26 protein-coding genes and 1 riboswitch are annotated in these 25,543 nt (G+C 64.5%); of the genes, 17 read left to right on the top strand and 9 right to left on the bottom strand.

Translation table 11 applies throughout. The features are described 5' to 3' along the window. The first annotated feature begins 31 nt into the window (after positions 1-31). From mdcA to madM, 9 genes are all read left to right on the top strand, one after another. Positions 32-1,708 carry a malonate decarboxylase subunit alpha gene (mdcA, locus tag BLS75_RS22200; protein WP_072451794.1) on the top strand — a complete coding sequence of 559 codons (1,677 nt, stop codon included), beginning with the start codon at positions 32-34 and terminating at the stop codon, positions 1,706-1,708. Then, positions 1,708-2,583 carry a triphosphoribosyl-dephospho-CoA synthase gene (locus BLS75_RS22195; protein ID WP_072451793.1) on the top strand — a complete coding sequence of 292 codons (876 nt, stop codon included), beginning with the start codon at positions 1,708-1,710 and terminating at the stop codon, positions 2,581-2,583. The genes mdcA and BLS75_RS22195 overlap by 1 nt, the downstream gene beginning before the upstream one ends. Next, positions 2,583-2,882: a malonate decarboxylase subunit delta gene (locus BLS75_RS22190; RefSeq protein ID WP_015637356.1), complete on the top strand. Its 300-nt coding sequence runs from the start codon at positions 2,583-2,585 to the stop codon at positions 2,880-2,882. Before BLS75_RS22195 ends, BLS75_RS22190 begins: the two co-directional genes overlap by 1 nt. Beyond that, positions 2,875-3,726, top strand: a complete 852-nt coding sequence (locus BLS75_RS22185) for a biotin-independent malonate decarboxylase subunit beta (RefSeq protein ID WP_072451792.1) — start codon at positions 2,875-2,877, stop codon at positions 3,724-3,726. The genes BLS75_RS22190 and BLS75_RS22185 overlap by 8 nt, the downstream gene beginning before the upstream one ends. After that, a complete protein-coding gene (gene mdcE, locus BLS75_RS22180) occupies positions 3,723-4,526 on the top strand; it encodes a biotin-independent malonate decarboxylase subunit gamma (protein ID WP_015637354.1) in 804 nt (267 codons plus the stop codon). Before BLS75_RS22185 ends, mdcE begins: the two co-directional genes overlap by 4 nt. Continuing rightward, the gene (locus BLS75_RS22175) at positions 4,523-5,149 is read left to right on the top strand and encodes a malonate decarboxylase holo-ACP synthase (protein WP_065365094.1); all 627 of its coding nucleotides are present in this window, start codon (positions 4,523-4,525) and stop codon (positions 5,147-5,149) included. Before mdcE ends, BLS75_RS22175 begins: the two co-directional genes overlap by 4 nt. Continuing rightward, positions 5,146-6,081, top strand: a complete 936-nt coding sequence (mdcH, locus tag BLS75_RS22170; RefSeq protein ID WP_072451791.1) for a malonate decarboxylase subunit epsilon — start codon at positions 5,146-5,148, stop codon at positions 6,079-6,081. The genes BLS75_RS22175 and mdcH overlap by 4 nt, the downstream gene beginning before the upstream one ends. A gap of 67 nt (positions 6,082-6,148) precedes the next feature. Then, positions 6,149-6,565: a malonate transporter subunit MadL gene (madL, locus tag BLS75_RS22165; protein ID WP_015637351.1), complete on the top strand. Its 417-nt coding sequence runs from the start codon at positions 6,149-6,151 to the stop codon at positions 6,563-6,565. A 1-nt stretch (position 6,566) separates the two neighbouring features. Continuing rightward, on the top strand, positions 6,567-7,331 hold the full coding sequence (gene madM / locus BLS75_RS22160; protein WP_011063986.1) for a malonate transporter subunit MadM: 765 nt from the start codon (positions 6,567-6,569) through the stop codon (positions 7,329-7,331). A 109-nt stretch (positions 7,332-7,440) separates the two neighbouring features. Here the strand turns inward: madM and BLS75_RS22155 are convergent, their stop codons facing one another. Continuing rightward, entirely contained in the window at positions 7,441-8,358 is a 918-nt protein-coding gene (locus BLS75_RS22155; protein WP_015637350.1) for a LysR family transcriptional regulator, read from the bottom strand. Positions 8,359-8,513: 155 nt separating this feature from the next. On the opposite strand from BLS75_RS22155, the gene BLS75_RS22150 reads away from it, so the two are divergent. Further along, positions 8,514-9,131, top strand: coding sequence for a PAQR family membrane homeostasis protein TrhA (locus BLS75_RS22150; protein ID WP_011063984.1), 618 nt, complete (start codon positions 8,514-8,516; stop codon positions 9,129-9,131). Positions 9,132-9,416: 285 nt separating this feature from the next. On the opposite strand, the gene BLS75_RS22145 is transcribed toward BLS75_RS22150, so the two are convergent. Further along, a complete protein-coding gene (locus BLS75_RS22145; protein ID WP_072451966.1) occupies positions 9,417-10,322 on the bottom strand; it encodes a LysR family transcriptional regulator in 906 nt (301 codons plus the stop codon). 107 nt (positions 10,323-10,429) lie between these two features. Here BLS75_RS22145 and BLS75_RS22140 point away from each other — a divergent pair, with 107 nt between their 5' ends. From BLS75_RS22140 to BLS75_RS22130, 3 genes are all read left to right on the top strand, one after another. Beyond that, positions 10,430-11,671 (top strand): D-amino acid dehydrogenase, encoded by a 1,242-nt coding sequence (locus tag BLS75_RS22140; protein ID WP_072451790.1) that lies wholly within the window; start codon positions 10,430-10,432, stop codon positions 11,669-11,671. Positions 11,672-11,691: 20 nt separating this feature from the next. Continuing rightward, complete coding sequence (locus BLS75_RS22135; protein WP_011063981.1) at positions 11,692-12,042, top strand: RidA family protein; 351 nt, start codon at positions 11,692-11,694, stop codon at positions 12,040-12,042. Between the two features lie 79 nt (positions 12,043-12,121). Next, positions 12,122-12,973, top strand: a complete 852-nt coding sequence (locus BLS75_RS22130) for a transporter substrate-binding domain-containing protein (RefSeq protein ID WP_225368822.1) — start codon at positions 12,122-12,124, stop codon at positions 12,971-12,973. 16 nt (positions 12,974-12,989) lie between these two features. Here BLS75_RS22130 and BLS75_RS22125 read toward each other — a convergent pair whose 3' ends face one another. Next, a complete protein-coding gene (locus BLS75_RS22125) occupies positions 12,990-13,709 on the bottom strand; it encodes a 16S rRNA (uracil(1498)-N(3))-methyltransferase (protein WP_011063979.1) in 720 nt (239 codons plus the stop codon). 83 nt (positions 13,710-13,792) lie between these two features. Next, on the bottom strand, positions 13,793-15,199 hold the full coding sequence (locus BLS75_RS22120) for an adenosylmethionine--8-amino-7-oxononanoate transaminase (protein ID WP_011063978.1): 1,407 nt from the start codon (positions 15,197-15,199) through the stop codon (positions 13,793-13,795). A gap of 317 nt (positions 15,200-15,516) precedes the next feature. On the opposite strand from BLS75_RS22120, the gene BLS75_RS22115 reads away from it, so the two are divergent. Further along, positions 15,517-16,068 (top strand): cytochrome b, encoded by a 552-nt coding sequence (locus tag BLS75_RS22115; protein WP_011063977.1) that lies wholly within the window; start codon positions 15,517-15,519, stop codon positions 16,066-16,068. Positions 16,069-16,100: 32 nt separating this feature from the next. Next, positions 16,101-16,697 carry a YceI family protein gene (locus tag BLS75_RS22110; protein ID WP_011063976.1) on the top strand — a complete coding sequence of 199 codons (597 nt, stop codon included), beginning with the start codon at positions 16,101-16,103 and terminating at the stop codon, positions 16,695-16,697. 416 nt (positions 16,698-17,113) lie between these two features. Here BLS75_RS22110 and BLS75_RS22105 read toward each other — a convergent pair whose 3' ends face one another. The 4 genes from BLS75_RS22105 to ahcY form a co-directional block, all read right to left on the bottom strand. Then, a complete protein-coding gene (locus tag BLS75_RS22105; protein ID WP_011063975.1) occupies positions 17,114-18,982 on the bottom strand; it encodes an RNA helicase RhlE2 in 1,869 nt (622 codons plus the stop codon). Between the two features lie 223 nt (positions 18,983-19,205). After that, entirely contained in the window at positions 19,206-20,021 is an 816-nt protein-coding gene (locus tag BLS75_RS22100; RefSeq protein WP_011063974.1) for a substrate-binding periplasmic protein, read from the bottom strand. 124 nt (positions 20,022-20,145) lie between these two features. Further along, positions 20,146-20,991 (bottom strand): methylenetetrahydrofolate reductase [NAD(P)H], encoded by an 846-nt coding sequence (gene metF / locus BLS75_RS22095; protein WP_053160300.1) that lies wholly within the window; start codon positions 20,989-20,991, stop codon positions 20,146-20,148. 189 nt (positions 20,992-21,180) lie between these two features. Next, complete coding sequence (ahcY, locus tag BLS75_RS22090; RefSeq protein ID WP_011063972.1) at positions 21,181-22,590, bottom strand: adenosylhomocysteinase; 1,410 nt, start codon at positions 22,588-22,590, stop codon at positions 21,181-21,183. A 21-nt stretch (positions 22,591-22,611) separates the two neighbouring features. Then, a riboswitch (S-adenosyl-L-homocysteine riboswitch) is annotated at positions 22,612-22,718 on the bottom strand. A 199-nt stretch (positions 22,719-22,917) separates the two neighbouring features. Here ahcY and BLS75_RS22085 point away from each other — a divergent pair. Then, positions 22,918-23,322, top strand: a complete 405-nt coding sequence (locus BLS75_RS22085; RefSeq protein ID WP_072451789.1) for an acyl-CoA thioesterase — start codon at positions 22,918-22,920, stop codon at positions 23,320-23,322. Between the two features lie 73 nt (positions 23,323-23,395). Beyond that, complete coding sequence (locus BLS75_RS22080; RefSeq protein WP_072451788.1) at positions 23,396-24,283, top strand: formate/nitrite transporter family protein; 888 nt, start codon at positions 23,396-23,398, stop codon at positions 24,281-24,283. On the opposite strand, the gene BLS75_RS22075 is transcribed toward BLS75_RS22080, so the two are convergent. Continuing rightward, on the bottom strand, positions 24,284-25,543 hold the full coding sequence (locus BLS75_RS22075; protein WP_011063969.1) for a cation:proton antiporter: 1,260 nt from the start codon (positions 25,541-25,543) through the stop codon (positions 24,284-24,286). It lies immediately after the preceding gene.

Raw genomic sequence — 25,543 nt, 5'->3', positions numbered from 1 at the left:
ACTGCCACGACAGCGAACCCGTGGAGTGAGCATGACAACAATAATTTCCCCCGACGCGCGCTGGTCGCGGCGGCGCAGCGAAAAGCAGCGGCGCCTCGAGCAGGTGCGGGCCATCGCCGATGGCGTGGTGTTGCCGACCGACAAGATCGTCGCGGCCCTGGAAGCGCTGATCCTGCCCGGCGACCGGGTGGTGCTGGAAGGCAACAACCAGAAACAGGCGGACTTTCTCTCCCGCTCCCTGGCCAAGGCCGACCCGACCAGGCTGCATGACCTGCACATGATCATGCCCAGCGTCGGCCGTTCCGAGCACCTGGACCTGTTCGAGCGCGGCATCGCCCGCAAGCTGGACTTTTCCTTTGCCGGCACCCAGAGCCTGCGCATCAGCCAGTTGCTGGAAGACGGGCTGCTGGAAATCGGCGCCATCCATACCTACATCGAACTCTATGCGCGGCTGGTGGTGGACCTGATCCCCAATGTGGTGCTCTCTGCCGGGTTCATGGCCGACCGCGCCGGCAACATCTACACCGGCCCCAGTACCGAGGACACGCCCGCGCTGATCGAGCCGGCGGCCTTCAGCGACGGCATTGTCATCGTCCAGGTCAACCAGCTGGTGGACGATGTCAGCGAGCTGCCCCGGGTCGACATTCCCGCGTCCTGGGTGGATTTCGTGGTGGTGGCCGACAAGCCGTTCTATATCGAGCCGCTGTTCACCCGTGACCCGCGCCATATCAAGCCGGTGCACGTGCTGATGGCGATGATGGCGATTCGCGGCATCTACGAAAAACACAACGTGCAGTCGCTGAACCATGGCATCGGTTTCAACACCGCGGCCATCGAACTGATCCTGCCCACCTACGGCGAATCCCTGGGCCTGAAAGGCAAGATCTGCCGCAACTGGACCCTCAATCCTCACCCGACCCTGATTCCGGCCATTGAAAGTGGCTGGGTGGACAGCGTGCATTGCTTCGGCACCGAACTGGGCATGGAAAACTACATCGCCGCGCGTCCGGACGTGTTCTTCACCGGTCGCGACGGTTCCCTGCGTTCCAACCGGATGTTCTGCCAGCTGGCGGGGCAGTACGCGGTGGACCTGTTTATCGGCGCCACCTTGCAGGTGGATGGCGACGGCCATTCCTCCACCGTGACCCGTGGCCGCCTGGCCGGTTTCGGCGGGGCACCGAACATGGGCCACGACCCCCGCGGGCGCCGCCACGGCACTCCAGCCTGGCTGGATATGCGCCAGGATCAGAGCGATGCACCCCAGGCCATGCTCGAACGCGGCAAGAAGCTGGTGGTGCAGATGGTGGAAACCTTCCAGGAAGGCGGCAAACCGACCTTCGTCGAAACCCTCGACGCGGTGGACGTGGCGCGCAAGAGCGGCATGCCCCTGGCGCCGATCATGATCTACGGCGACGACGTCACCCACCTGCTGACCGAGGAAGGCATCGCCTACCTGTACAAGGCCCGTTCCCTGGAAGAGCGCCAGGCGATGATCGCCGCCGTGGCCGGGGTTACCGCCATCGGCTTGCGCCACAACCCCAAGGACACCGCGCGCATGCGCCGTGAAGGCCTGATTGCCCTGCCGGAAGACCTGGGCATTCGCCGCACCGACGCCAGCCGCGAGCTGCTGGCGGCGAAAAGCGTGGCCGACCTGGTGGAGTGGTCCGGTGGCCTGTACAACCCGCCCGCCAAGTTCAGGAGCTGGTAATGCACGCATTCAACCTGCAATCACCCACCCCGAGCCTGGCCGAGCGCCTGGCGGACCTGGCGGTGGACGCGCTGATCGACGAGGCCGACCTGTCGCCCAAGCCGGCCCTGGTGGACCGCCGTGGCAATGGCGCCCACACCGACCTGCACCTGGGCCTGATGCATGCCTCGGCGCTGTCGCTGTGGCCGGCCTTCAAGGAAATGGCCGACGCTGCCCTGCTGCTCGGGGAAGTGGGCCTGCCCCTGCGTGAAGCCCTGGGGCGCATTGGCCGAGAAGGCGAGCAGGCCATGCTCGCCACCACCGGCGGGGTGAACACCCATCGCGGGGCGATCTGGGCCCTGGGGCTGCTGGTGGCCGCCGCCGCGCTGGAACCTCAAGCCACGAGTGCCGGCAGTGTCGCGCTGCGGGCCGCGCACCTGGCCTTGCTCGAAGACCGTTATGCACCACGCCCCTTGAGCCATGGCGCCCAGGTGGCGCTGCGCTACGGCGTGCGCGGTGCCCGCGAAGAAGCCCAGCAAGGCTTTCCCGCCGTGCTGCAACTGGGGCTGCCGCAGCTCAAGCGCAGCCGCGCCCAGGGCCATGGCGAACAGAATGCCCGGCTCGATGCCTTGCTGGCGATCATGAGCCGGCTGGCGGACACCTGCGTGCTCTATCGCGCCGGTGAGCTTGGCCTGCAGGCCATGCAGCAGGGGGCCCGGGCGGTGCTCGATGCTGGTGGCAGCGCCACCCTGGCCGGGCGTCGTCGCCTGCATGAACTGGATCTGCAACTACTGACCTTGAATGCCTCGCCCGGCGGCGCTGCCGACTTGCTGGCGGCCAGCCTGCTGCTGGACCGGATCGAATCCGGCGATGCTGTTAACCAGGGAGCGAACTGATGGAAACCTTGTCCTTTGAATTCCCCGCCGGCCAGCCCGGCCGTGGCCGCGCCCTGGTGGGCTGTGTCGGCTCCGGCGACCTGGAAGTGCTGCTGGAGCCGGGCCAACCCGGCAAATTGAGCATCCAGGTACAGACCTCGGTAAACGGCAGCGCATCGCGCTGGCAGCACCTGTTCGAGCGCATGTTCGACGGCCAGACGCCGCCGGCGCTGTTGATCGACATCCATGATTTCGGCGCCACCCCCGGGGTGGTGCGCCTGCGCCTGGAACAGGGCTTCGAGGAGATCGGCCATGACTGACAGCGCACGCTTGTTGAACAAGCACAGCTTCGTCGAGCTGGGTGCTCGGCAGCGGGCCCGGGCACTCCTGGATGCCGGCAGCTTTCGTGAGTTGCTGGACCCGTTCCAGCGGGTCATGTCGCCCTGGCTGGAGCGCCAGGGCGTAGTGTCCCAGGCTGATGACGGGGTGGTGATCGCCAAGGGCAGCATCGCGGGTTCGCCGGTGGTGATTGCTGCCATCGAAGGCGCTTTCCAGGGCGGCAGCCTCGGTGAAGTGGGCGGGGCGAAGATTGCCGGCGCCCTGGAGCTGGCTGCCGAGGACAACCGCAACGGCATCCCGACCCGCGCCGTGTTGCTGCTGGAAACCGGCGGCGTGCGCCTGCAGGAAGCCAACCTGGGGCTGGCGGCGATTGCCGACATTCATGCGGCGATTGTCGACCTGCGCCAGTACCAGCCGGTGGTCGGCGTGGTGGCCGGCAGCGTCGGCTGCTTTGGCGGCATGTCGATTGCCGCCGGTTTGTGCAGTTATCTGTTGGTCACCCAGGAAGCGCGCCTGGGGCTCAACGGCCCGCAGGTGATCGAGCAGGAAGCGGGCCTTGAGGAATACGACTCCCGGGACCGGCCTTTCATCTGGAGCCTGACCGGCGGCGAGCAGCGTTTCGCCAGTGGCCTGGTGGACCGCTACGTAGCTGACGACGTGGCACTGATCCAGGCCCAGGTCCGTGAGCTGCTGGCCCTGGGCTTGCCGTCGCGGCAACGCAGCCGCGAGGCCGAGCTGTACCTGCAACGTCTGTCCCGCCTGGACACGACGCCGCAAATCGATGCGGCGACGGTTCGCGACCTGTATCAAGGAGACCGCCCATGACTGCTAGTTCCCTGCGGGGCCTGAACTGGTTCGACGCCTTGAGTGGCGATGCGACCCCCGTGAGCGGCCTGCCACCTTCCTTGAAGGTTGCCGACGGCCAGTTGGACGGGCAGCCGGCGCGCTTCATTGCGGTAGTGCCTGACCCCGACAACCGTTTTCCCCGCGCCCGCCAGGGCGAGGTCGGCCTGCTGGAAGGCTGGGGGCTGGCCAAGGCAGTGGATGAGGTGATCCGCGCCGATCAGGACCAGGAGCACAAGCGGGCGTTGATCGCCATTGTCGATGTGCCGAGCCAGGCCTATGGCCGGCGCGAAGAGGCGCTGGGCATTCATCAGGCCCTGGCGGGCGCCGCCGACAGCTATGCCCGGGCCCGCCTGGCCGGGCACCCGGTGATCGCCCTGCTGGTGGGCAAGGCCATGTCCGGGGCCTTTCTGGCCCATGGGTATCAGGCCAACCGCTTGATCGCCCTGCGTGACCCGGGGGTGATGGTGCACGCCATGGGCAAGGCCTCGGCGGCGCGGGTGACCCTGCGCAGCGTCGAGGAGCTGGAAGCCCTGGCCGCCAGCGTGCCGCCCATGGCCTATGACATCGACAGCTACGCGGGCCTGGGCCTGCTGTGGGAAACCCTGTCGGTGCGGCAGATTGAGCAGCCGACGGCGGAGGATCTGGCCCGGGTCAATCAATGCCTGTTGGCGGCGATTGCCGATGTGCGGGCCAAGGGCGTCGACCTCGGCAGCCGTCTGGGCGCGGTGAACCGGGCGGCGTCGAGCCGAGTCCGGCAGTTGCTGCGGGAGCAGTGGTGAGCGGGTGCGGCCCCTGGCTGCCCCACGACCTGCTGTGGGGCATGACCCCGGCGCAGTTGCCGGGCGATGCGCCGGCCTGGGCCCATGCGGTGCTGGAGGCCGGTCAGCCGGTGGTGGTGCGCCGGGCCCTGACTGCACCGGGGCAGGTTGCGGTGGGTTTGCGCGGTATTTCCCGGGAACAGCGCTATCCGGCGCTGCTGGATCTGCAAGCCGTGCAGCGCGGGGTGCGCCCCGAGCAGCTGTGTCATGTACCGCCCCAGGGCCCATGGCCGGCGTTGCAGGCGTTGCAGCACTTGCGCGATGAGCTGGATGCCCTGGAGTGGATCTGGGGCGTGAGTGGCAGTGCCGGTTTCGAGCTGGCGAGCGGCGTGGCGGCCTTGCATCAGCACAGCGACCTGGACCTGATCCTGCGTACGCCGGAGCCTCTGCCACGGGCCCGGGCCCGTGAATTGCTGGCGCTGCTGGACGGCGCCGGTTGCCCGGTGGATATGCAATTGCAGGTGCCCGGTGGCGCCCTGGCCCTGCGCGAATGGGCCGGGCCGGCTGCCCGGGTTCTGCTCAAGAGCGCCAGTGGCGCGCGCCTGGTCAGCGACCCCTGGAACCCTCAGGAGCAGGCGGCATGAGCAGCCTGCTGGTGTTTCCGGGCCAGGGCGCGCAGCAGCCGGGGATGCTCCAGCGTCTGCCGCAAAGCCCGCAAGCGCGGGCCTGCCTGCAAGAGGCCAGCGATATGTTGGGGCAGGACGTACTGACGCTGGATTCACCCCAAGCCCTGGCCAGCACCCGGGCGGTGCAGCTGTGCCTGCTGATCGCCGGCGTGGCGGCGGCGCGCACTCTGTTGCAGCCCGATACTCGGGTGAACTACGTGGCGGGCCTGTCCATCGGCGCCTATCCGGCGGCGGTGGTGGCCGGGGCCCTGGAGTTTGCCGACGCCTTGCGCCTGGTGAGCCTGCGGGGTGAGTTGATGCAGCAGGCTTATCCACAGGGCTATGGCATGACCGCATTGATCGGCCTGGAACTGGCGGCGGTGGAAGGGCTGCTGGCCCAGGTCCACAGCCCGCAGAGGCCGGTGTACCTGGCCAATATCAACGCCGACAACCAGGTGGTGATCGCCGGCAGCGATGCCGCGATGCATGCCGTGGCCGAGTTGGCCCGGGGTTGCGGGGTCGGTGTGGCCAAGCGCCTGGCGGTCAGCGTGCCGTCCCATTGCCCACTGCTGGAACAACCGGCCCAGGCCCTGGCTGCCGCCTTTGCCGAGGTACCCCTGCAACTGCCGAAGCTGGGCTACCTGAGTGGCAGCCGAGCGCGGCCCATGCGCTCCGTGGAAGCGTTGCGCGATGACCTGGCCTTCAACATGTGCCGCGTCGTCGACTGGCGCGGCACGGTGCAAAGCGCCTACGAGCGCGGGGTGCGCCTGCAGATCGAATTGCCTCCCGGCGCGGTACTGACCGGGCTGGCCCGCCGGGTGTTTGCCCAAGGGACGGTGATCGCCTTCGACGGCGCGCGCCTGGATACCCTGCAAGCCCTGTTGAGTGAGGAGGGAAGCCGCGACCGATAGAGCACCGACTCAGGCTGACGAAGCACAAGAACAACAACTTCGACGATGCACTTTGAGGACTACGACAATGATTATCTACGGTGTGGCATTGCTGGCGATCTGTACGCTGGCGGGTGTGATTATCGGCGACATGCTCGGCGTGTTGCTGGGGGTGAAATCCAATGTCGGCGGAGTCGGCATCGCCATGATCCTGCTGATCTGCGCCCGTTTGTGGATGCACAGGCACGGCGGCATGACCAAGGATTGCGAGATGGGCGTGGGTTTCTGGGGCGCCATGTACATTCCGGTGGTGGTGGCCATGGCCGCCCAGCAGAACGTGGTGACGGCGCTGCACGGCGGGCCGGTGGCGGTGCTGGCGGCCATCGGTTCGGTGGTGCTCTGCGGATGCACCATCGCCCTCATCAGCCGCACCCACAAGGGCGAGCCACTGCCGGCCGAGCCGCTGGAGCCGGGTGTGAAAGCCGCACCGGCAGGAGGGCGCTGAGATGTGGGATCTGATCGAGAAAGGCCTGGAGCACAACGGTCTGGTCACCGCCTTCGCCTTCGTCGGAGTGATCATGTGGGTCTCGGTGCTGCTGTCCAAGCGCCTGACGTTCGGCCGGGTACACGGATCGGCCATTGCCATTGTCATCGGCCTGGTCCTGGCCTGGGTTGGCGGCACCCTGACCGGTGGTCAGAAGGGCCTGGCGGACCTGGCGCTGTTTTCCGGCATCGGCCTGATGGGGGGCGCCATGCTGCGGGACTTCGCCATCGTCGCCACGGCCTTTGAAGTACAAGCCACCGAGGCGCGCAAGGCCGGGATGATCGGTGCCGTGGCGCTGCTGCTGGGTACGGTACTGCCGTTCATTGTCGGCGCGAGCATCGCCTGGGCCTTCGGCTATCGCGATGCGGTGAGCATGACCACCATTGGTGCCGGCGCGGTGACTTATATCGTCGGCCCGGTGACCGGCGCAGCCATTGGTGCCAGCTCCGACGTGGTGGCCCTGTCGATTGCCACGGGCCTGATCAAGGCGATCCTGGTGATGGTGGGTACGCCCATGGCCGCGCGCTGGATGGGCCTGGACAATCCGCGTTCGGCGATGGTCTTCGGTGGCCTGGCCGGCACCGTCAGCGGCGTGACCGCGGGGCTGGCAGCCACGGACCGGCGGCTGGTGCCCTACGGCGCCCTGACCGCCACCTTCCACACCGGGCTGGGCTGCCTGCTGGGGCCATCGCTGCTGTTCTTCATCGTCCGCGGCCTGGTGGGCTAACCCCTGCAGGAGCCGGCTTGCCGGCGAAGAGGCCCGTGAGGCATGCGCTGTTCTTGCGCACGCTTTCGCTGGCAAGCCAGCTCTTACAAAAGGCCGGGCCGGCCGGCTTCTAGGGGGTTTGGCGGTTGGCGTACATCCGGCATTCGGCCAGCAGCGCCAACAGGTTCGGGTCGCGTTCCTTGGCCTTGAGAAACACCACGCCGATATGCTGCTGCAGGCGGTAGCGCGCCTGCAGCGGTATCAGTTTCACGCGGTTCTCATACACCGCCGCGATCCTCCCCGGCAGCAACGCATAACCGACCCCGGAGCTGACCATGCTCAGCAGGGTGAAGATGTCGTTGACCTGCATCGCCACCTTGGGTTCGAACCCCGCCTGCTTGAACACTCGCACCCCGTCCTGATGGGTGGCAAAGCCCTGGGTCAGGGTGATGAAGGTGGCGTCGCGCACGTCGGCCAGGTCCACTTCGCTCTGCTGGGCAAAGGGCGAATCGGCGGGGGTGGCGAGAAAAATGTCATCGGAAAACAACGGCAGTTGCTCGCAGTCCGGGTCATGGGCGCTGTCGTCCAGGGAAATCAGGATGGCGTCCACCTCCATGTTCTTGAGCTTGTACAAAAGGTCGATGTTGGAGCCCAGGATCAGGTCGATGTTCAGCTCGCTGCGGCGCAGCTTGAGGCCCATGATCAGCTGCGGCACGGTTTTCACCGTCAGCGAGTAAAGTGCGCCGAGCTTGAAGCGTTCTGCTGAAAAGCCCGCCGCTTCGCGGGTCAGGCGCACGCTCTCGACCACGTCCTGCACCAGCTTCTGTGCCCGTTCCTCCAGGACGAAGGCGCTTTCCAGGGGCGTCAGGTTGCGCCCTTCATGCTTGAACAGCGGGCAGCGCAGGGCATTTTCCAGGGAGTGAATGGCCCGGTGCACGCTGACATTGCTGGTCTGCAACTCGGCGGCGGCGCGGGCCAGGTTGCCGGTGCGCATGAAGGCCAGAAACACTTCGAGCTTTTTCAGGGTCAACTCTTCGTCGATGAGCATGGTCCGGACTCTGCTGAGGAGGGGCTGATGATGCCCGATCGGTCAGGACGTGGCCGCTGGTTTTTTCTCGGCCGCGCCCCAATAGACATATTGCGCTTTCAAGCTGCAGGCCTGAGCCTTGCGTGTTTTTTCAATGTTTCAAGGGTGAGCGACTGATGTATCACGGAGAAAGATTCAACGCCTGGACCCACCTGCTGGGGGCAATCGCGGCGTTTATCGGCGGCATCTGGCTGGTGGTGTTGGCCAGCCTGGATGGCAGCCCGTGGAAGATCGTCAGCGTGGCGATCTATTCCTTCACCTTGCTGGTGCTCTACAGCGTGTCCACGGTCTACCACAGCGTGCGCGGACGGGCGAAGAACATCATGCAGAAGGTTGATCATTTTTCGATCTACCTGCTGATTGCCGGCAGTTACACGCCGTTCTGCCTGGTGACCCTGCGCGGGCCCTGGGGCTGGACCCTGTTCGGCATCGTCTGGGGGCTGGCGCTGATCGGCATCCTCCAGGAGATCAAGCCGCGCTCCGAGGCGCGGATTCTCTCCATCGTGATCTACGCGGTGATGGGCTGGATCGTCCTGGTGGCGGTCAAGCCGCTGCTGGCGGCCCTGGGGCCAGCCGGCTTCGCCTGGCTGGCCACGGGCGGGGTGCTGTACACCGTGGGCATCATCTTCTTTGCCCTCGACAGCCGCCTGCGTCATGCCCACGGCATCTGGCACCTGTTCGTGATCGCCGGCAGCCTGCTGCATTTCGTCGCGATCCTGTTCTACGTCCTGTAGCGGCCGGCTGGCCGGCGCAGCGGGTCCTCTGGATTTGCGCCGGGCTGGCGGACGCCTTCGCTGGCAAGCCAGCTCCTACGGGGCGGGGTGTTGTGGATTGGTGTAGGAGCCGGCTTGCCGGCGAAGAGGCCCTCTGGATTAGCACCGGGCTGGCGGACGCTTTCGCTGGCAAGCCAGCTCCTGCGGGGCGGGGTGTTGTGGATTGGTGCAGGAGCCGGCTTGCCGGCGAAGAGGCCCTCTGGATTAGCACCGGGCTGGCGGACGCTTTCGCTGGCAAGCCAGCTCCTACAAGGGGCGGTCGAGCTGGGCCTGGGCCTGGCGGGCGAAGATTTCCAGCAGGCTGGCCAGGGTGTGGGGCGGCGGTTCTGCGGCGCGGGTCACGGCGTACAGGGTGATCGGCAGCGGCGGGCTCAAGGGGCGGATGGCGGTGTTGGCCGTTGAGGCGCCCAGGGCGGTGAAGGGGTCGATCAGGGCCAGCCCGGCGCCGGACTCGACCATGGCCCGGGCCAGGGAATAGGTCTGCACGGCAATGCTAACCCGCGGCGGCGGCTCCACCGACTTGAGGTAGCTGTCGAGCCGGGCCGACAACGGGTCGGCGCTGCTCAGGCCAATCAGTGGCGCGTCCGCCAGCTCCTGCAGCGCCAGGGGCTGGCTGCGGCTGTGTTCGGGCCAGAAGCCCAGCGGCGCCAGGGCCACCAGCACGCCCTGAGCCAGGGGTTGGGCGCTCAGGCCCGGGTGATCCGGGGGTTGCAGGGTCAGCGCCAGGTCGATTTCGCGCATCAGCAGGTTCTGTACCAGCTCGCGGCTATGGGCGCTGGACAGTTCGCACAGGCTGTCCGGGTAAAGGCGGGTCCATTCACTAATGGCGGGCGGCAGCAAGGCCAGGGCCAGGGCTGGTGTGGCGCCGATGCGCAGGCTGTGGCCCGGCGCCCGGCGCAGGTTCTGGGCCAGGCGCCGTACCCCTTGCAGGCTCTCGCTGACCTTGTCCACTTCGCGCTCCAGCTCCAGGGCTTCCGGCGTTGGCTGCAACTTGCCACGCACCCGCAGGAACAACGGGAAACCCAACTGCAGTTCGGCGTGCTGCAAAACCTTGGTCACCGCCGGCTGGGAGACATGCAGCAACTGCGCCGCGCCGCTGATGGAGCCGGTCTGGCGGATGGCCTGGAAAATCTCGATATGACGAAGGCGCATGGGGCAGTCCATAACCTTTGTTTATGGGAGGTCCATCTTTATTCATTGTCCGGCGCCTGTCACCTGCCCCTAACCTTGGGCCATCGACCAACAGGCCAGGGGCAGTCATGAGTCAGCGGGTTTGCATCATTGGAGGGGGCGTCATCGGCTTGGCCAGTGCCTACGCCCTGGTCCGCCAGGGCTTTGAGGTGACCCTGGTGGAGGCTCAGGAGTCCCTGGGCAGCCAGACCAGTTTCGCCAACGGCGGGCAGTTGTCCTATCGCTATGTGGCGCCTCTGGCCGATGCCGGGGTGCCCTGGCAGGCCCTGGGCTGGATGCTCAAGGGCGACTCTCCGCTCAAGCTGCGGCCACGCCTGGACCCGGCGCAGTGGCGCTGGCTGGCGGGGTTCCTCGGTGCTTGCCGGCACTCGGTGAACCGGCGCAATGGCGCGCACCTGCTGCGCCTGGCGCTGCTCAGCCAGAGCACCCTGCAAAGCTGGCGCGAAGAGGATGGCCTACAAGGCTTCGACTGGCGGCGCAACGGCAAGCTGGTGACTTTCCGCGAGCAAAAAAGCTTCGAGCACGCCCGGCACAACCTGGCGGACAGCGGCCAGCAACAGGTGCTTTGCGCCGCCGAATGCACGGCCCTGGAACCGGCCCTGGGGGATACGCCCTTCGTCGGCGGTATCTATACCCCGGATGAAGAAGTGGCCGACTGCCACGCCTTCTGCCAGCAACTGGCCACGCGGCTGCGCGCTTCCGGGCGCTGCGAAATCCTACTGGGCCAGCGGGTGCGGGGCATTCACCATGGGGGGGATAAGGTCCAGGCCATCGACCTGGGGGAGCGCGTGTTGCCGGTGGACCAACTGGTGCTGGCGGCCGGGCACCGCAGCGCCGAACTGCGTCTGCCTGGGCTCCAGCTGCCGCTGTATCCGCTCAAGGGCTACAGCCTCAGCGTGCCCATCGGCCCGCAGCACCGGGCGCCGGACATCAGCATCACCGACTACAACCGCAAGATCGTCTATGCGCGTATCGGCCAGCAACTGCGGGTGGCGGCCATGGTCGACATCGTCGGTTTCGACCCGGCGCCAGACCCCGGCCGCCTGGCCCTGATGCGCCGTCAGGCGGCCCAGACCTTCGCCGAGGCCGGTGACTATCAGGCAGCCGTGGAATGGGCCGGCATGCGTCCGGCTACCCCCAGCGGCGTGCCGCTGATCGGGGCCACCGCCTACCGCAACCTGTGGCTCAACCTTGGCCACGGCGCGCTGGGGTTCACCCTGGCCTGTGGCAGCGGCCAGTTGCTGGGCGAACTGATCGGCCAGCGTTGCACCAGTATCGACATGCAGGGCCTGACGCCCCGCGTTGCCTGAACGTTAAAAGGAGTCTTCAGATGAGTATCCAGCGTATCCACAGCAACGAGCGCCTGAGTGGCGCGGTGAGCTTTGCCGGACTGGTGTTTCTTTCCGGGCAGGTGCCGGGGGCCAGCAGCGATATCGGCGGCCAGACCCGCGAGGTGCTGGAGAAGATCGACGCCTTGCTGGCCGAGGCCGGCAGCGACAAGGAGCACCTGCTCAGCGCGACGATCTACCTCAAGGACATCCAGGCCGATTTTGCGGTGATGAACGAAGTCTGGTCGGCCTGGCTGTCCCCCGGCCAGGCGCCGGCGCGCACCACCTTGCAGGCGGCCCTGGCGCGCCCGCAGATCCTTGTCGAAATCAGCATCATCGCGGCCCGCCGCTAACTGCCCTTACCCACAACGGAGAATAACAATGCATAAGATCACGTTGCTCGGCTGCACCTTGGGGCTGCTGTTCAGCGCCATGTCCCAGGCCAATGAAGCGCCTCTGCAGGGCACCCTGGCGAAGATCGCCAACAGCGCCAGTATTACCTTGGGTTATCGCGATGCCTCGGTGCCCTTTTCCTACGTGGGGGATAACAGCGGCAAGCCCATGGGTTATTCCGTGGAGCTGGCGAGCAAGGTGGTGGAGCGCATCCAGCAGCAGTTGCACCTGCCCAACCTGAAGGTGAAATACAACCTGGTGACCTCGCAGACCCGCATTCCCCTGGTGCAGAACGGCACCGTGGACCTGGAGTGCGGTTCCACCGGGGTGACGGCCGAGCGGCAGAAGCAGGTGGCGTTTTCCTACGGTTTCATCTACGTCAAAGGCCAGTTGCTGACCGCCAAGGACAGCGGGATCAAGAGCTTCGCCGACCTGCGGGGCAAGAACGTGGTGACCACGGCGGGGACCACCAACGAGCGCTTTCTCAAGAGCTACAACGTCGAGCACAAGATCGACATGTTCGTGATCAGCGCCAAGGACCACGGCGAGGCGTTCCAGATGCTCCAGTCGGGGCGTGCGGCGGCGTTCTACATGGACGATGCGTTGCTGTACGGCGAGCGGGCCAAGGCCCGGGATCCGCACAACTGGGTGGTGGTGGGGGAAGAACAGTCGCGGGAGATCTACAGCTGCATGGTGCGCAAGGATGACCCGCAGTTCCTGGCCCTGGTCAATGGCGCCCTGGCGGACCTGTACCGCTCCGGGGAGATCAACGGCATTTACCAGCGCTGGTTCCAGCAGCCGATTCCGCCCAAGGGCCTGAACCTGGAATTCCCCATGACCAGTGAACTCAAAGCGATCATCGCCCAACCCACCAGCGATCCGGTGCAATAGCCACCACCAGGAGGGGTTAGAAGTCGCCCCACAGTTGCTGGGCCACGGCCAGGGCCACCACCGGGGCGGTTTCGGTACGCAGCACCCGCGGCCCCAGGCGTGCGGGGAGGAAACCGGCGCTGTGGGACAGTTCCACTTCGGCGTCTGTCAGGCCGCCTTCAGGGCCAATGAGGAACGCCAGGCTGGCAGGCTTGGCGTGGCTTTCCAGGGGCTGGGCCACGGGGTGCAGCACTAGCTTCAGGTCGGCCCGGGCCTGCTTGATCCAGTCCGCCAGCAGCACGGGTGGGTGGATCACCGGGACCTGTGAGCGGCCGCACTGTTCGCAGGCGCTGATGGCCACCTGGCGCCAGTGCAGCAGGCGCTTGTCGGCGCGTTCGTCCTTGAGCCGCACTTCGCAGCGCTCGCTGAAGATCGGGGTGATTTCGCTGACCCCAAGCTCCGTGGCCTTCTGGATCGCCCAGTCCATGCGCTCGCCCCGGGACAGGCCCTGGCCCAGGTGAATCCGCAGCGGTGATTCTTGCTGGCCGGCGAAGCTTTCATTCAGCTGGACCCGAACCCGCTTCTTGCCCACTTCCACCAGAGCCCCGCGAAACTCGGTACCCGAGCCATCGAACACCTGCAGGGCAGCACCTTCGGCCATGCGCAGTACGCGCCCGATGTAGTGTGCCTGGGCTTCCGGCAACTCGTGTTCGCCTAGGCTCAGGGGGGCGTCGATAAAGAAGCGGGACAATCTCATCTGGGTTCTCTGTTGAATGTGAATCGGTGGAAAGCGTTCTGTGGCGAGGGAGCAAGCTCCCTCGCCACAACTAACGACCTGCTCTAGCCCGGATCGCGAAAGCCGGGGTGGAAGTCCTTGGGCACCGCCACGCTGACCTGGTCGCGGGTGGCGATATCGATGCCTTCACTGGCGACTTCGGCGAGGAAGTCGATCTGTTCCGGGGTGATCACGTACGGTGGCAGGAAATACACCACGCTGCCCAGGGGACGCAACAGGGCGCCGCGTTCCAGCGCGTGCTGGAAGACTTTCAGGCCGCGGCGTTCCTGCCAGGGGTAGGCGGTCTTGCTGGCCTTGTCCTGGACCATCTCGATGGCCAGGACCATGCCGGTCTGGCGTACTTCGGCAACGTGGGGGTGGTCCACCAGGTGCGCGGTGGCGCTGGCCATGCGCCGGGCAAGCGCGTGGTTGTTCTCCACCACATTGTCCTGCTCGAAGATATCCAGGGTCGCCAGGGCCGCGGCACAGGCCAGCGGGTTACCGGTGTAGCTGTGGGAGTGGAGGAAGGCGCGCAGGGTCGGGTAGTCGTCGTAGAAGGCGCTGTAGACATCGTCGGTGGTCATGCACGCGGCCAGGGGCAGGTAGCCGCCGGTCAGGGCCTTGGACAGGCACAGGAAATCCGGGCGGATGCCGGCCTGCTCGCAGGCGAACATCGTGCCGGTGCGGCCGAAACCCACGGCGATCTCGTCATGGATCAGGTGCACGCCATAGCGGTCGCAGGCTTCGCGCAGCAGCTTGAGGTACACCGGGTGATACATGCGCATGCCGCCGGCGCCCTGGATCAGCGGCTCGACTATGACCGCGGCCACTGTTTCGTGGTGCTCGGCCAGGGTCTGCTCCATGGCGGCGAACATGTTCCGCGAGTGTTCTTCCCAGCTCATGCCTTCGGGCCGCAGGTAGCAGTCCGGGCTCGGCACCTTGAGGGTGTCCAGCAGCAGGGCCTTGTAAGTCTCGGTGAACAGCGGCACATCGCCCACTGACATGGCGGCGATGGTTTCGCCGTGGTAGCCGTTGCTCAGGGTGACGAAGCGCTTCTTGTTCGGTTGGCCGCGGTTGATCCAGTAGTGAAAGCTCATCTTCATCGCCACTTCGATGCATGACGAACCGTTGTCGGCGTAGAAGCAGCGGGTCAGGCCTTCGGGGGTGATCTTGACCAGGCGCTCGGACAACTCGATCACCGGCTGGTGGCTGAAGCCGGCGAGGATCACGTGTTCCAGCTGGTCCACCTGGTCCTTGATGCGCTGGTTGATGCGCGGGTTGGCGTGGCCGAACACATTGACCCACCAGGAGCTGACCGCATCCAGGTAGCGTTTGCCTTCGAAGTCTTCCAGCCAGACGCCTTCGCCTCGCTTGATGGGGATCAACGGCAGCTGTTCGTGGTCTTTCATCTGGGTGCAGGGATGCCACAGCACCGCAAGATCGCGTTGCATCCACTGGTTATTCAGGCCCATGTACAGTCTCCTGGAAGCGGCCCGCCAACGGCGCGGGCGAACAATCGGGCAAGCCTATGCAATGCATGGCCGCGGGACAACCTATTGTGCAAGACGCGCCACGGCGTGATGCGTCAGGTGCAAAGACGCCGCCTGCAAGACCCAGGGCACGGCACGAGGGAGCAAGAAGGCTGGCTTGGCGTGAGGCTTAATCTTTTCTTAACGCGCTCGGTCCAGACTACTGATCGTATTTCTCGATATTTCAAAGCAAAAAATTCCGCTTTAATTCGATAGGTAAATCGCTAGTCTTGATCTGCGTTTCTTACAGGATGCAACTGATGCAGTTACGTAATTCTTCTTCTCGCTATGGTTGGGTCAGCATTGTTCTGCACTGGGGCGTGGCCCTGGCGGTGTTTGGTCTGTTCGCCCTGGGCCTGTGGATGGTCGGCCTCGACTACTACAGCACCTGGCGCAAAGACGCGCCGGACCTGCACAAGAGTATCGGCCTGACACTGTTTGCAATCATGCTGCTGCGGGTGTTGTGGCGGTGGGTCAGCCCACCGCCGCCGGCCCCGGCCAACCATGGGCCGCTGACCCGCCTGGGGGCCAAGCTGGGGCACGCGTTCCTCTACCTCGGCCTGTTCGCGGTCATGATTGCCGGTTACCTGATCTCCACCGCCGACGGCGTGGGTATCCCGGTGTTTGGCTTGTTTGAAGTTCCTGCCCTGATCTCCGGACTACCGGACCAGGCAGATGTAGCAGGTGTGGTGCATCTGTACCTGGCCTGGGCACTGGTGATCTTTGCCGGTATCCATGGCCTGGCTGCGCTGAAGCACCACTTTATCGATCGTGATGCGACCCTTACCCGTATGCTGGGTCGCAAAGCCTGATGTTCAACCTTGACTCAAAAGGAATAGAAAGCATGTTGAAAAAGACTCTCGCCGCTCTGGCAATCGGATCTGCTGTATTGGCGGCCGGTCAAGTGATGGCAGCGGACTACGTGATCGACAAGGAAGGCCAGCACGCCTTCGTCGACTTCAAGATCAGCCACCTGGGCTACAGCTTCATCACCGGTACCTTCAAGGACCTGGACGGCAAGTTCAGCTTTGACGCGGCCAAGCCGGAAGACGCCAAGATCGAAGTCAACGTGCGCACCGCCAGCGTGTTCACCAACCACGCCGAACGTGACAAGCACATCACCAGCAAGGACTTCCTGGACGCTGGCAAGTTTGCCGACGCCAAGTTCGTCTCCACCAGCGTCAAGCCCACCGGCAAGAACGCCGACGGCAAGCTGACCGCTGACGTGGCCGGCGACCTGACCCTGCACGGCGTGACCAAGCCGGTCGTGGTCAAGGCCACCTTCCTGGGTGAAGGCAAGGACCCATGGGGCGGCTACCGTGCCGGCTTCGAAGGTACCACCAGCATCAATCGCCAGGATTTCGGCAAGATGATGGACCTGGGCCCGGCCTCCAACAATGTTGACCTGTACATCAGCTTCGAAGGCGTGAAAGCGAAGTAATGCTTCGTCTGTAGCCGCTGCCGCAGGCTGCGACAAGGCCCGCAGGGCCTTCGCGATCTCCCCCGCACAGCCCTTATAGGACTGATCGCAACCTGCGAAAGCAAAAAAACGCCCCCGACCACAAACCGGGGGCGTTTTTTATTGCCCGTCATGAAATGCGGTAAACCGGTCAGATCCTGGCGCCGGGTTCCCCGTCGTTCGCAGCCTTCGGCAGCGGCTACAGAGAGCGTTCTCGGCCACAAACCGGGGGCGTTTTTTTATGCCCGTCATGAAATGCGGTAAACCGGTCAGGTCTGGCGCCGGGTTCCCCGTCGTTCGCAGCCTTCGGCAGCGGCTACAGAAACGCCCTCGACCAGCCACCATGAAAAACGCCCCGGGCCTTGCGGCCAGGGGCGTTTTTCATTTCAGCGCGAGGCTCAGCGGTTGCGGGTCAGCAGCGCCGGCTTTTCGCCCCGTGGACGGCTTGGCAACTGATCCAGCTGCTCAGGCGTCGGGAAACGATCGGCCTTGGATTCCTTGTGCATGATCTTCGGTTGGTTGCCCCGAGGATTCTGCACGGCCGGTTCCTGGCGTGGCTGATCGTCACGGTTCGGGCGGCGATTGCGCGGCTCGTCGCGACGGCCCTGGCTGTCACGAGGGGCGCCGTTGCGCGGGCCGCCACTGCGCTTGGCCGGCGCGGTGCCGGTGGTGCTGCCGTTGCTGTTGCGCGGGTTGCCGGAGCGACCCTGGCCACCACCGGCACCGCCGCGTGGCGGATTGCCAGCGCCTGCACCCTGGGCCGGAGCCCCTGGGCGGCGGCCGCGGCCCTGGTTGTTCTTGTTCTGGTACGGGCTGACGTAGTCAGCGCGGTTACCGAAGTTGTCCACGTCGTCGTCGAGGAACTCGTCCGGTGCGCGATCGGCACGGGGCGTCGGTTGACGCTGTTCGCGGGCCGGGGTGCCTTCACGAGGCTTCTGCTCGCGGGCCGGGCGTTCGCCACGGGCGGGTTTTTCCTTGCCGCCCTTGTCCTTGCCCTTGTCCTTGCGACCGCCACCACCGCCACCGCCGTTCGGGCCATCGCCGCGTGGGCCACGGGGATTGCGCGGGTTGCGCACGTCCGGACGCTCGCGCACTTCCGGCTTCTCGGCTTCCACTGCGCTGGCATCGAAGCCCATCAGGTCACCGTCGGCGATCTTCTGCTTGGTCATGCGCTCGATGCTTTTCAGCAGTTTCTCTTCGTCCGGAGCCACCAGGGAGATGGCTTCGCCGGAGCGACCGGCACGGCCGGTACGGCCGATACGGTGCACGTAGTCTTCGTCGACGTTAGGCAGTTCGAAGTTGACCACGTGAGGCAGTTGGTCGATGTCCAGGCCGCGGGCGGCGATATCGGTGGCGACCAGGATCCGCACTTCGCCGGCCTTGAAGTCGGCCAGCGCTTTGGTACGGGCGTTCTGGCTCTTGTTGCCGTGGATCGCCACAGCGCTCAGGCCGTGCTTGTCCAGGTACTCGGCCAGGCGGTTGGCGCCGTGCTTGGTCCGGGTGAACACCAGGACCTGTTCCCAGGCGCCGGCGGTGATCAGGTGCGCCAGCAGGGCACGCTTGTGGCTGGCCGGCAGGCGGAAGACCCGCTGCTCGATACGCTCCACCGTGGTGTTCGGCGGGGTCACTTCGATGCGCTCGGGGTTGTGCAGCAGCTTGCCGGCCAGGTCCGTGATGTCCTTGGAGAAGGTCGCGGAGAACAGCAGGTTCTGGCGCTTGGCCGGCAGGCGGGCGAGGACTTTCTTGACGTCATGGACGAAGCCCATGTCGAGCATGCGGTCGGCTTCGTCGAGAACCAAGATTTCCACGTGGGACAGGTCGACGCTGCCCTGGCCAGCCAGGTCCAGCAGACGGCCGGGGCACGCCACCAGCACATCGACGCCACGGGCCATGGCCTGAACCTGCGGGTTCATGCCGACGCCGCCGAAGATGCAGGCGCTGACGAACTTCAGGTCGCGGGCGTACAGCTTGAAGCTGTCATGCACTTGCGCGGCCAGCTCGCGAGTGGGGGTCAGGACCAGTACGCGGGGTTGGCGCGGGCCATGACGCTGGGATTTGTCCGGATGACCGTTGGGAAACAACCGTTCCAGGATCGGAAGGGCGAAACCGCCGGTTTTACCAGTACCTGTCTGTGCCGCGACCATCAGATCGCGACCTTGCAACACGGCGGGAATGGCCCGCTGTTGCACCGGAGTAGGCTGGGTGTAGCCGGCGGCTTCGATGGCGCCGACTAAAGCCTCGGAGAGACCGAGGGAAGCAAAGGACATGAGTAATCCTGTTTTAGTGAGGGCTTGGCCCAAAGGGATAATCTTGCCGGGCGTGAATGGCGTTTAAGAGGACGCAATCCCGTCCGGTCCTGCTGGCCTGAAGGGTCATTCACCGGCGGCTCGCGCGGGCCGGTTGGCTGCGCCGTAGCGGGGTGGAGAGGCCTTGAACAGGGTCCAGCGTCCGGGCGTGAGCCTGGCGGGAGGCCGGAGTATAACAGAGCAATCAGTGTGCGCTGCTTTCCTGCTGCTCAACGGTTTTTTCTGACTCGCGGGTTGATGAAGACCTGACCGGCGGCAGAGCAGGTTCAGCACCGTACTTGGCGCTCAGTTGGGCATAGGCCGGTTCGCGCTTGAAGCGCTTCAGTTCGGCGCCGAAGCGCTGTACCAGCAGGTCCATGCCGGCATTGCGGCGCACGGCCAGGTATTGGCTCTGGCGGCTGATGACAGTGGGGTTCTGGCTGACCTGGTCACGCAGCCCCAGGCTGTCCAGCAGGTGCTGGCCGACCCGTTTGTCGGTAATCAGCAGGTCGATCCGCCCCAGCAGCAGCTTGCCGAAATTGGCTTCGTGGGTGGGGGCCGGCTCGCGGTTGAACAGGGTCGAGTTGCTGAAATCGTCGCTGTACAGATAGCCGGGGGAAGTGCCGATGGTCAGGCCCTTGAGTTCGTTCAGGCGCTTGAACGGGTGTGGGCGCTGGTTGGCATAGAACATCACGAACTCCACGTCCGAGAGCGGCTCGTTGGGGTAGAGCAGGGTGCCGTCGCGCTGGTCGCTGTGGAAGATGTCCAGGGCGCCATCGGCCTGGCCGGTTTCCAGCATCGCCAGGCAGCGTTTCCAGGGCAGGAACTGCCACTGCACCTCTATGCCCAGGCGCTGGAAGACAATGGCCGTGGTTTCGTAGTCCAGGCCCTTGGCCGTGCCATTTTCCTCATAGACATAGGGCGCCCAGGGTTCGGTGACAATGCGCAACTTCTCGCCATGGGCGGCAAGGCTCAGGCAAGTGCAGAGAAAGGTGGTCAGCAACCGGGCTATGACGGACATTGCTGGAGATTACGACGAGAGATCATGCAATTGCTAGAGGCAGTTCCGGACGCTCTAGCTCAAGGCTGCTGCAAACAAAAAGGCCCCGGTTTTCACCAGGGCCCGGAGCTTGGGTTGCAGCCTGTCAGCGTGGCAGCTGGAGGTTGTTCCAGATCGCCAGGCTCGGGTCGGCCTGGTTCAAGGTATAGAAGTGCAGTCCGGGTGCGCCGCCCTGAAGCAGGCGTTCGCACATGTCACTGATTACCTGTTCACCGAAGGCCTGGATGCTGGCGCTGTCATCGCCATAGGCTTCCAGCTGCTTGCGGATCCAGCGCGGAATCTCTGCGCCACAGGCGTCGGAGAAGCGCGCCAGCTTGCTGTAGTTGGTGATGGGCATGATGCCCGGCACGATCGGGATGTTCACGCCCATCTTGCGAACGCGCTCGACGAAGTAGAAGTAGCTGTCGGCGTTGAAGAAGTACTGGGTGATCGCACTGTCGGCACCGGCATTGGCCTTGCGCACGAAGTTGACCAGGTCTTCCTCGAAGTTGCGCGCTTGCGGGTGCATTTCCGGGTAGGCGGCGACTTCGATATGGAAGTGGCTGCCGGTTTCCTCGCGGATGAAGCTCACCAGGTCATTGGCGTAGCGCAGTTCACCGCTGGCCATGCCCATGCCCGAAGGCAGGTCGCCACGCAGGGCGACGATGCGCTTGATGCCGGCTGCCTGGTACTGCTGCAGCAGGCCGCGCAGGTCGTCCTTGCTGTCGCCGACGCAGGACAGGTGCGGCGCCGCAGGGACTTTAACTTCGCTCTCCAGTTGCAGCACGGTGTTGACCGTGCGATCACGGGTCGAGCCGCCGGCACCGTAGGTGCAGGAAAAGAAATCGGGGTTGTAGCCGGCCAGCTGACGGGCAGTGGCGAGCAGTTTTTCATGCCCAGCATCGGTCTTGGTGGGGAAGAACTCGAAGCTGTAGCGACGATCTTTGGACATGGAGGGGACCTCCAGTTGCAAGTAACAGGCGGCAAGCGCCAAGAAAAAGCGGAGGTGCGCTGGTTTCTCGTGCCTGCAGCCTGCTGCTTGAAACTGCTATAGCGATTAGGGCAAGCACCAGGTCAGTTGCAGCAAGCAGAGCTTTTGGCTCTTTGCTTGCCGCTGATGACTTGCCGCCTGCAGCTGCTCTTAGTAGCGGTAGGCGTCTGGCTTGAACGGGCCTTCGACGGTTACGCCGATGTATTCAGCCTGTTGCTTGGTCAGTTGAGTGACCACGCCGCCGAAGCCGCGAACCATTTCCAGGGCCACTTCTTCGTCGAGTTTCTTCGGCAGTACTTCAACAGTCAGGCGCTCGGCTTTCTGGGCCGGCGACAGGTCGGCGTACTTCTGGCCGAACAGGAAGATCTGTGCCAGGACCTGGTTGGCGAACGAACCGTCCATGATGCGGCTTGGGTGACCGGTGGCGTTGCCCAGGTTCACCAGGCGGCCTTCGGCCAGCAGGATCAGGTAGTCGTCGTTCTGTGCATCGAAATCGCCAGGGCCGGTGCGGTGGATCTTGTGCACCTGTGGCTTCACTTCTTCCCATGCCCAGTTCTTGCGCATGAAAGCGGTGTCGATTTCGTTGTCGAAGTGGCCGATGTTGCAGACCACGGCACGCTTTTTCAGGGCCTTGAGCATGTTTGCGTCGCAAACATTGACGTTACCGGTGGTGGTCACGATCAGGTCGATCTTGCCCAGCAGGGCTTTGTCGATGCTGGCTTCGGTGCCGTGGTTGATACCGTCGATGAACGGCGAAACCAGCTCGAAACCGTCCATGCAGGCTTGCATGGCGCAGATCGGGTCCACTTCCGAAACCTTGACGATCATGCCTTCCTGACGCAGGGACTGGGCCGAGCCCTTGCCCACGTCACCGTAGCCGATGACCAGCGCTTGCTTGCCGGACAGCAGGTGATCGGTGCCGCGCTTGATGGCGTCGTTCAGGCTGTGACGGCAGCCGTACTTGTTGTCGTTCTTGCTCTTGGTCACCGAGTCGTTGACGTTGATCGCAGGAACCTTCAGCTCGCCCTTGGCCAGCATGTCCAGCAGGCGGTGCACGCCGGTGGTGGTTTCTTCGGTCACGCCGTGAACGCGGTCCAGTACCTGTGGGTACTTGTCGTGCAGCAGTTGGGTCAGGTCGCCGCCGTCGTCGAGGATCATGTTGGCGTCCCAAGGCTTGCCATCCTTGAGGATGGTCTGCTCCAGGCACCACTCGTACTCTTCTTCGGTCTCGCCTTTCCAGGCGAACACAGGAATGCCGGCAGCGGCGATGGAGGCTGCGGCCTGGTCTTGAGTCGAGAAAATGTTGCAGGACGACCAGCGTACTTCGGCACCCAGGGCAACCAGGGTTTCGATCAGCACGGCGGTCTGGATGGTCATGTGGATGCAGCCGAGGATCTTGGCGCCCTTGAGTGGCTGTTCAGCCAGGTACTTGCGGCGCAGACCCATCAGGGCCGGCATTTCCGATTCGGCGATGATGGTTTCGCGACGACCCCAGGCAGCCAGGGAGATGTCGGCGACTTTGTAGTCGGTAAAACCTGCAGGCGTGTTTACAGCGCTCATCAAGAGCCTCCATTCGTAGTGTGCGAATGGGCGCCGTTGTGCGTTTAGTGTCCATACAGGGAGCCCTGTACCAACAACGCCCCATCCGAGCCTGACAGGTCATGCCTGCTGCAGCGCCCCTCGGACAGGTGGCGGGAAAACGGTACCAAGTGCAGATGACCGTTTTGAAACGGTGGCGATTATAGCCGCCTGAGCCAGACTTCCAAAAGTGTTTATGTCACCTGGATGAAGATCGTTAATCGCGACCATAGTCGATGTTGCATAGAGCATGACTGCCCGGTCTGCCATTATGCCGGGCATCAATTGGCAGGACGGTCAGGAGTGCATATGAATTTCCACACCCGCAAGTGGGTAAAACCCGAAGACCTCAACCCCAACGGCACGCTGTTCGGCGGCAGCCTGTTGCGCTGGATCGACGAAGAAGCGGCGATCTACGCCATTGTCCAGCTGGGCAACCAGCGAGTCGTGACCAAGTACATTTCGGAAATCAACTTCGTCAGTGCTTCGCGCCAGGGCGACATCATCGAGCTGGGTATCACCGCCACCGAATTCGGTCGCACCTCGATCACCCTGACGTGCGAAGTGCGCAACAAGATCACCCGCAAATCCATTCTCACGGTGGAGAAGATGGTCTTCGTCAACCTGGGGGAAGACGGCCTGCCGGCGCCTCACGGCCGCACCGAAATCAAATACGTCAAAGACCAGTTCAAGGATAACGCTTCCGACGCCTGATGCCTTGCGCAGAAAGGAACAGCCCTGAGCCCAGCGTGTCGTAGCTAAATGACCCGCCTGGTTCAGGAGCCTTATGGACGCGCAAAAAGATGGCAAGACCCCCGGTCTCTCTGCTCAAGAGCAGCATGAGGTCGACCATAACCAGCCGCCCCGCGCGGCGGTCCTGCATGAAATCATCCGCACCCAGGGCGACCAGGAACTGGAGCGCAGTGTCGCAGCCCTCTGGTGGTCGGCCCTGGCTGCCGGCCTGACCATGGGCCTGTCGCTGATGGGCATGGGCCTGCTCAACTCCCGCCTGCCCGACGGCGAGGCCTTCAAGGTCATTGCCAGCTTTGGCTATTGCGCGGGTTTTCTGGCGGTGATTCTGGCGCGCCAGCAACTGTTTACGGAAAACACCCTGACTGCCGTGCTGCCGGTGATGAGCAAGCCGAGCCTGAACAACTTCGGGCGCTTGCTGCGCTTGTGGGGCGTGGTGCTGGTGGGCAACCTGTGCGGCACCCTGCTGGTGGCCTATGTGATGCTGCACTTGCCGATTTTCGACGGCAAGACCGATCAGGCCTTTCTGGAAATCGGCCGCAAGGTCATGGAGAACGACAGTGCACAGATGTTCGCCAAGGGCATCATCTCCGGCTGGATGATCGCCACCATGGTCTGGATGATCCCGTCCATGGAGAGCGCCAAGCTGTGGATCATCATCCTGATCACCTATCTGATGGCGCTGGGGGATTTCACTCACATCGTGGTGGGCTCGGCGGAAGTGTCCTACCTGGTATTTGCCGGCGAGTTGCCGTGGCGGGATTTCTGGATGGTGTTCGCCGGGCCGACCCTGGCCGGGAACATCATTGGAGGCAGTTTCATCTTCGCCCTGATCAGCCATGCCCAGGTGCGCAGTGAAAGTGGCAAGCCGAACAGGAACGCGGACCGGGCAGCGGCGCCCGATCCGCGGCAGATCAAAAAATGATCAGTGGGCCTCGGCCTTGGCCGCCGGGGCATCCTGGGTGACATGGCGCACCAGTTTGCCGATGGTCAGACCCTGCAGCAGGATCGACGACAGCACCACGATGTAGGTGATGCTCAGCACCAGGTCACGCTCCGGCCCCAGGGGCAGGGCCAGCGCCAGCGCCACCGAGACGCCACCGCGCAAGCCGCCCCAGGTCAGCACGCGGATAGTGCCCCGGGGCACGCTGCGCCAGCGCCGCAACAGGAGGATTGCCGGGGCCACGGTGAGCACGCGAGAGAGCACGATGGCCACGGCCAGCAGGCTGGCGGCCGCCAGGTGCAGCCAGTTGAATGGCAGCAGCAACAGCTCCAGGCCGATCAGGGCGAACAGCAGGGCATTGAGCATGTCGTCGAGCAACTCCCAGAAACCGTCCAGGTAGCGTCGGGTCATGTCGTTCATCGCCAGGTTGCGTCCCAGGTTGCCGATGATCAGGCCGGCCACCACCATGGCAATCGGCGCCGAGACGTGCAGCTCGCTGGCCATCGCCGAACCGCCGATGACCAGGGCCAGGGTCAGCATCACTTCGATCTGGTGCTGCTCGATGCTCTTGATCATCAGATACACCAGGTAGCCGATCAGCCCGCCGAACAGCACGCCGCCAATGGCCTCATGCACGAACAGCCAGGCCGTGGCAGCCACGGTCGGGGTTTCCCCCAGTTGAGCGATGCCCAGCAGTACGGTGAACACCACTACCGCGGTGCCGTCGTTGAACAGCGATTCGCCGACGATGGTGGTCTTCAGCGGCTTGGAAGCGTTGGCGGTACGCAGCACGCCCAGCACGGCAATCGGGTCGGTGGGGGAAATCAGCGCGCCGAACAGCAGGCAGTAGAGAAAGCTCACGTGCCAGCCGAACAGGCCGAAGATCCAGTAGGCCAGGCTGCCGATGACGAAGGTGGCGATCAGCACGCCGACCGTGGCCAGCAGGCCGATGGGCCAGCGGTAGCTGCGCAGGTCGTTGAGGTTGACGTGCAGGGCGCCGGCGAACAGCAGGAACGACAGCATCCAGTTCATCAGCAGATCGCCGAAGTCGATCTTGCCAATCAATTCTTCCACATGTTCTTCCAGGCCGGGGTAGCCCAGGTAGCTCAGGCCTTGCAGCAGCAGCGAGAACAGCAGGGCGGTGACCATCACGCCGATGGTCGGTGGCAAGCCGATAAAGCGGAAGTTGACGTAGGTGAGCAGCGTCGTCAGGCAGATAAAGGCAGCGACAAGTTCAAGCAT

Origin of the sequence: Pseudomonas sp. NFPP12, from assembly GCF_900103205.1 — a bacterium.
In the GTDB taxonomy this organism is placed as follows: Bacteria; Pseudomonadota; Gammaproteobacteria; order Pseudomonadales; family Pseudomonadaceae; genus Aquipseudomonas; species Aquipseudomonas protegens.
The sequence above is the reverse complement of the archived record's forward strand: the minus strand, read 5'-3'. Positions and strand labels throughout refer to the sequence as shown.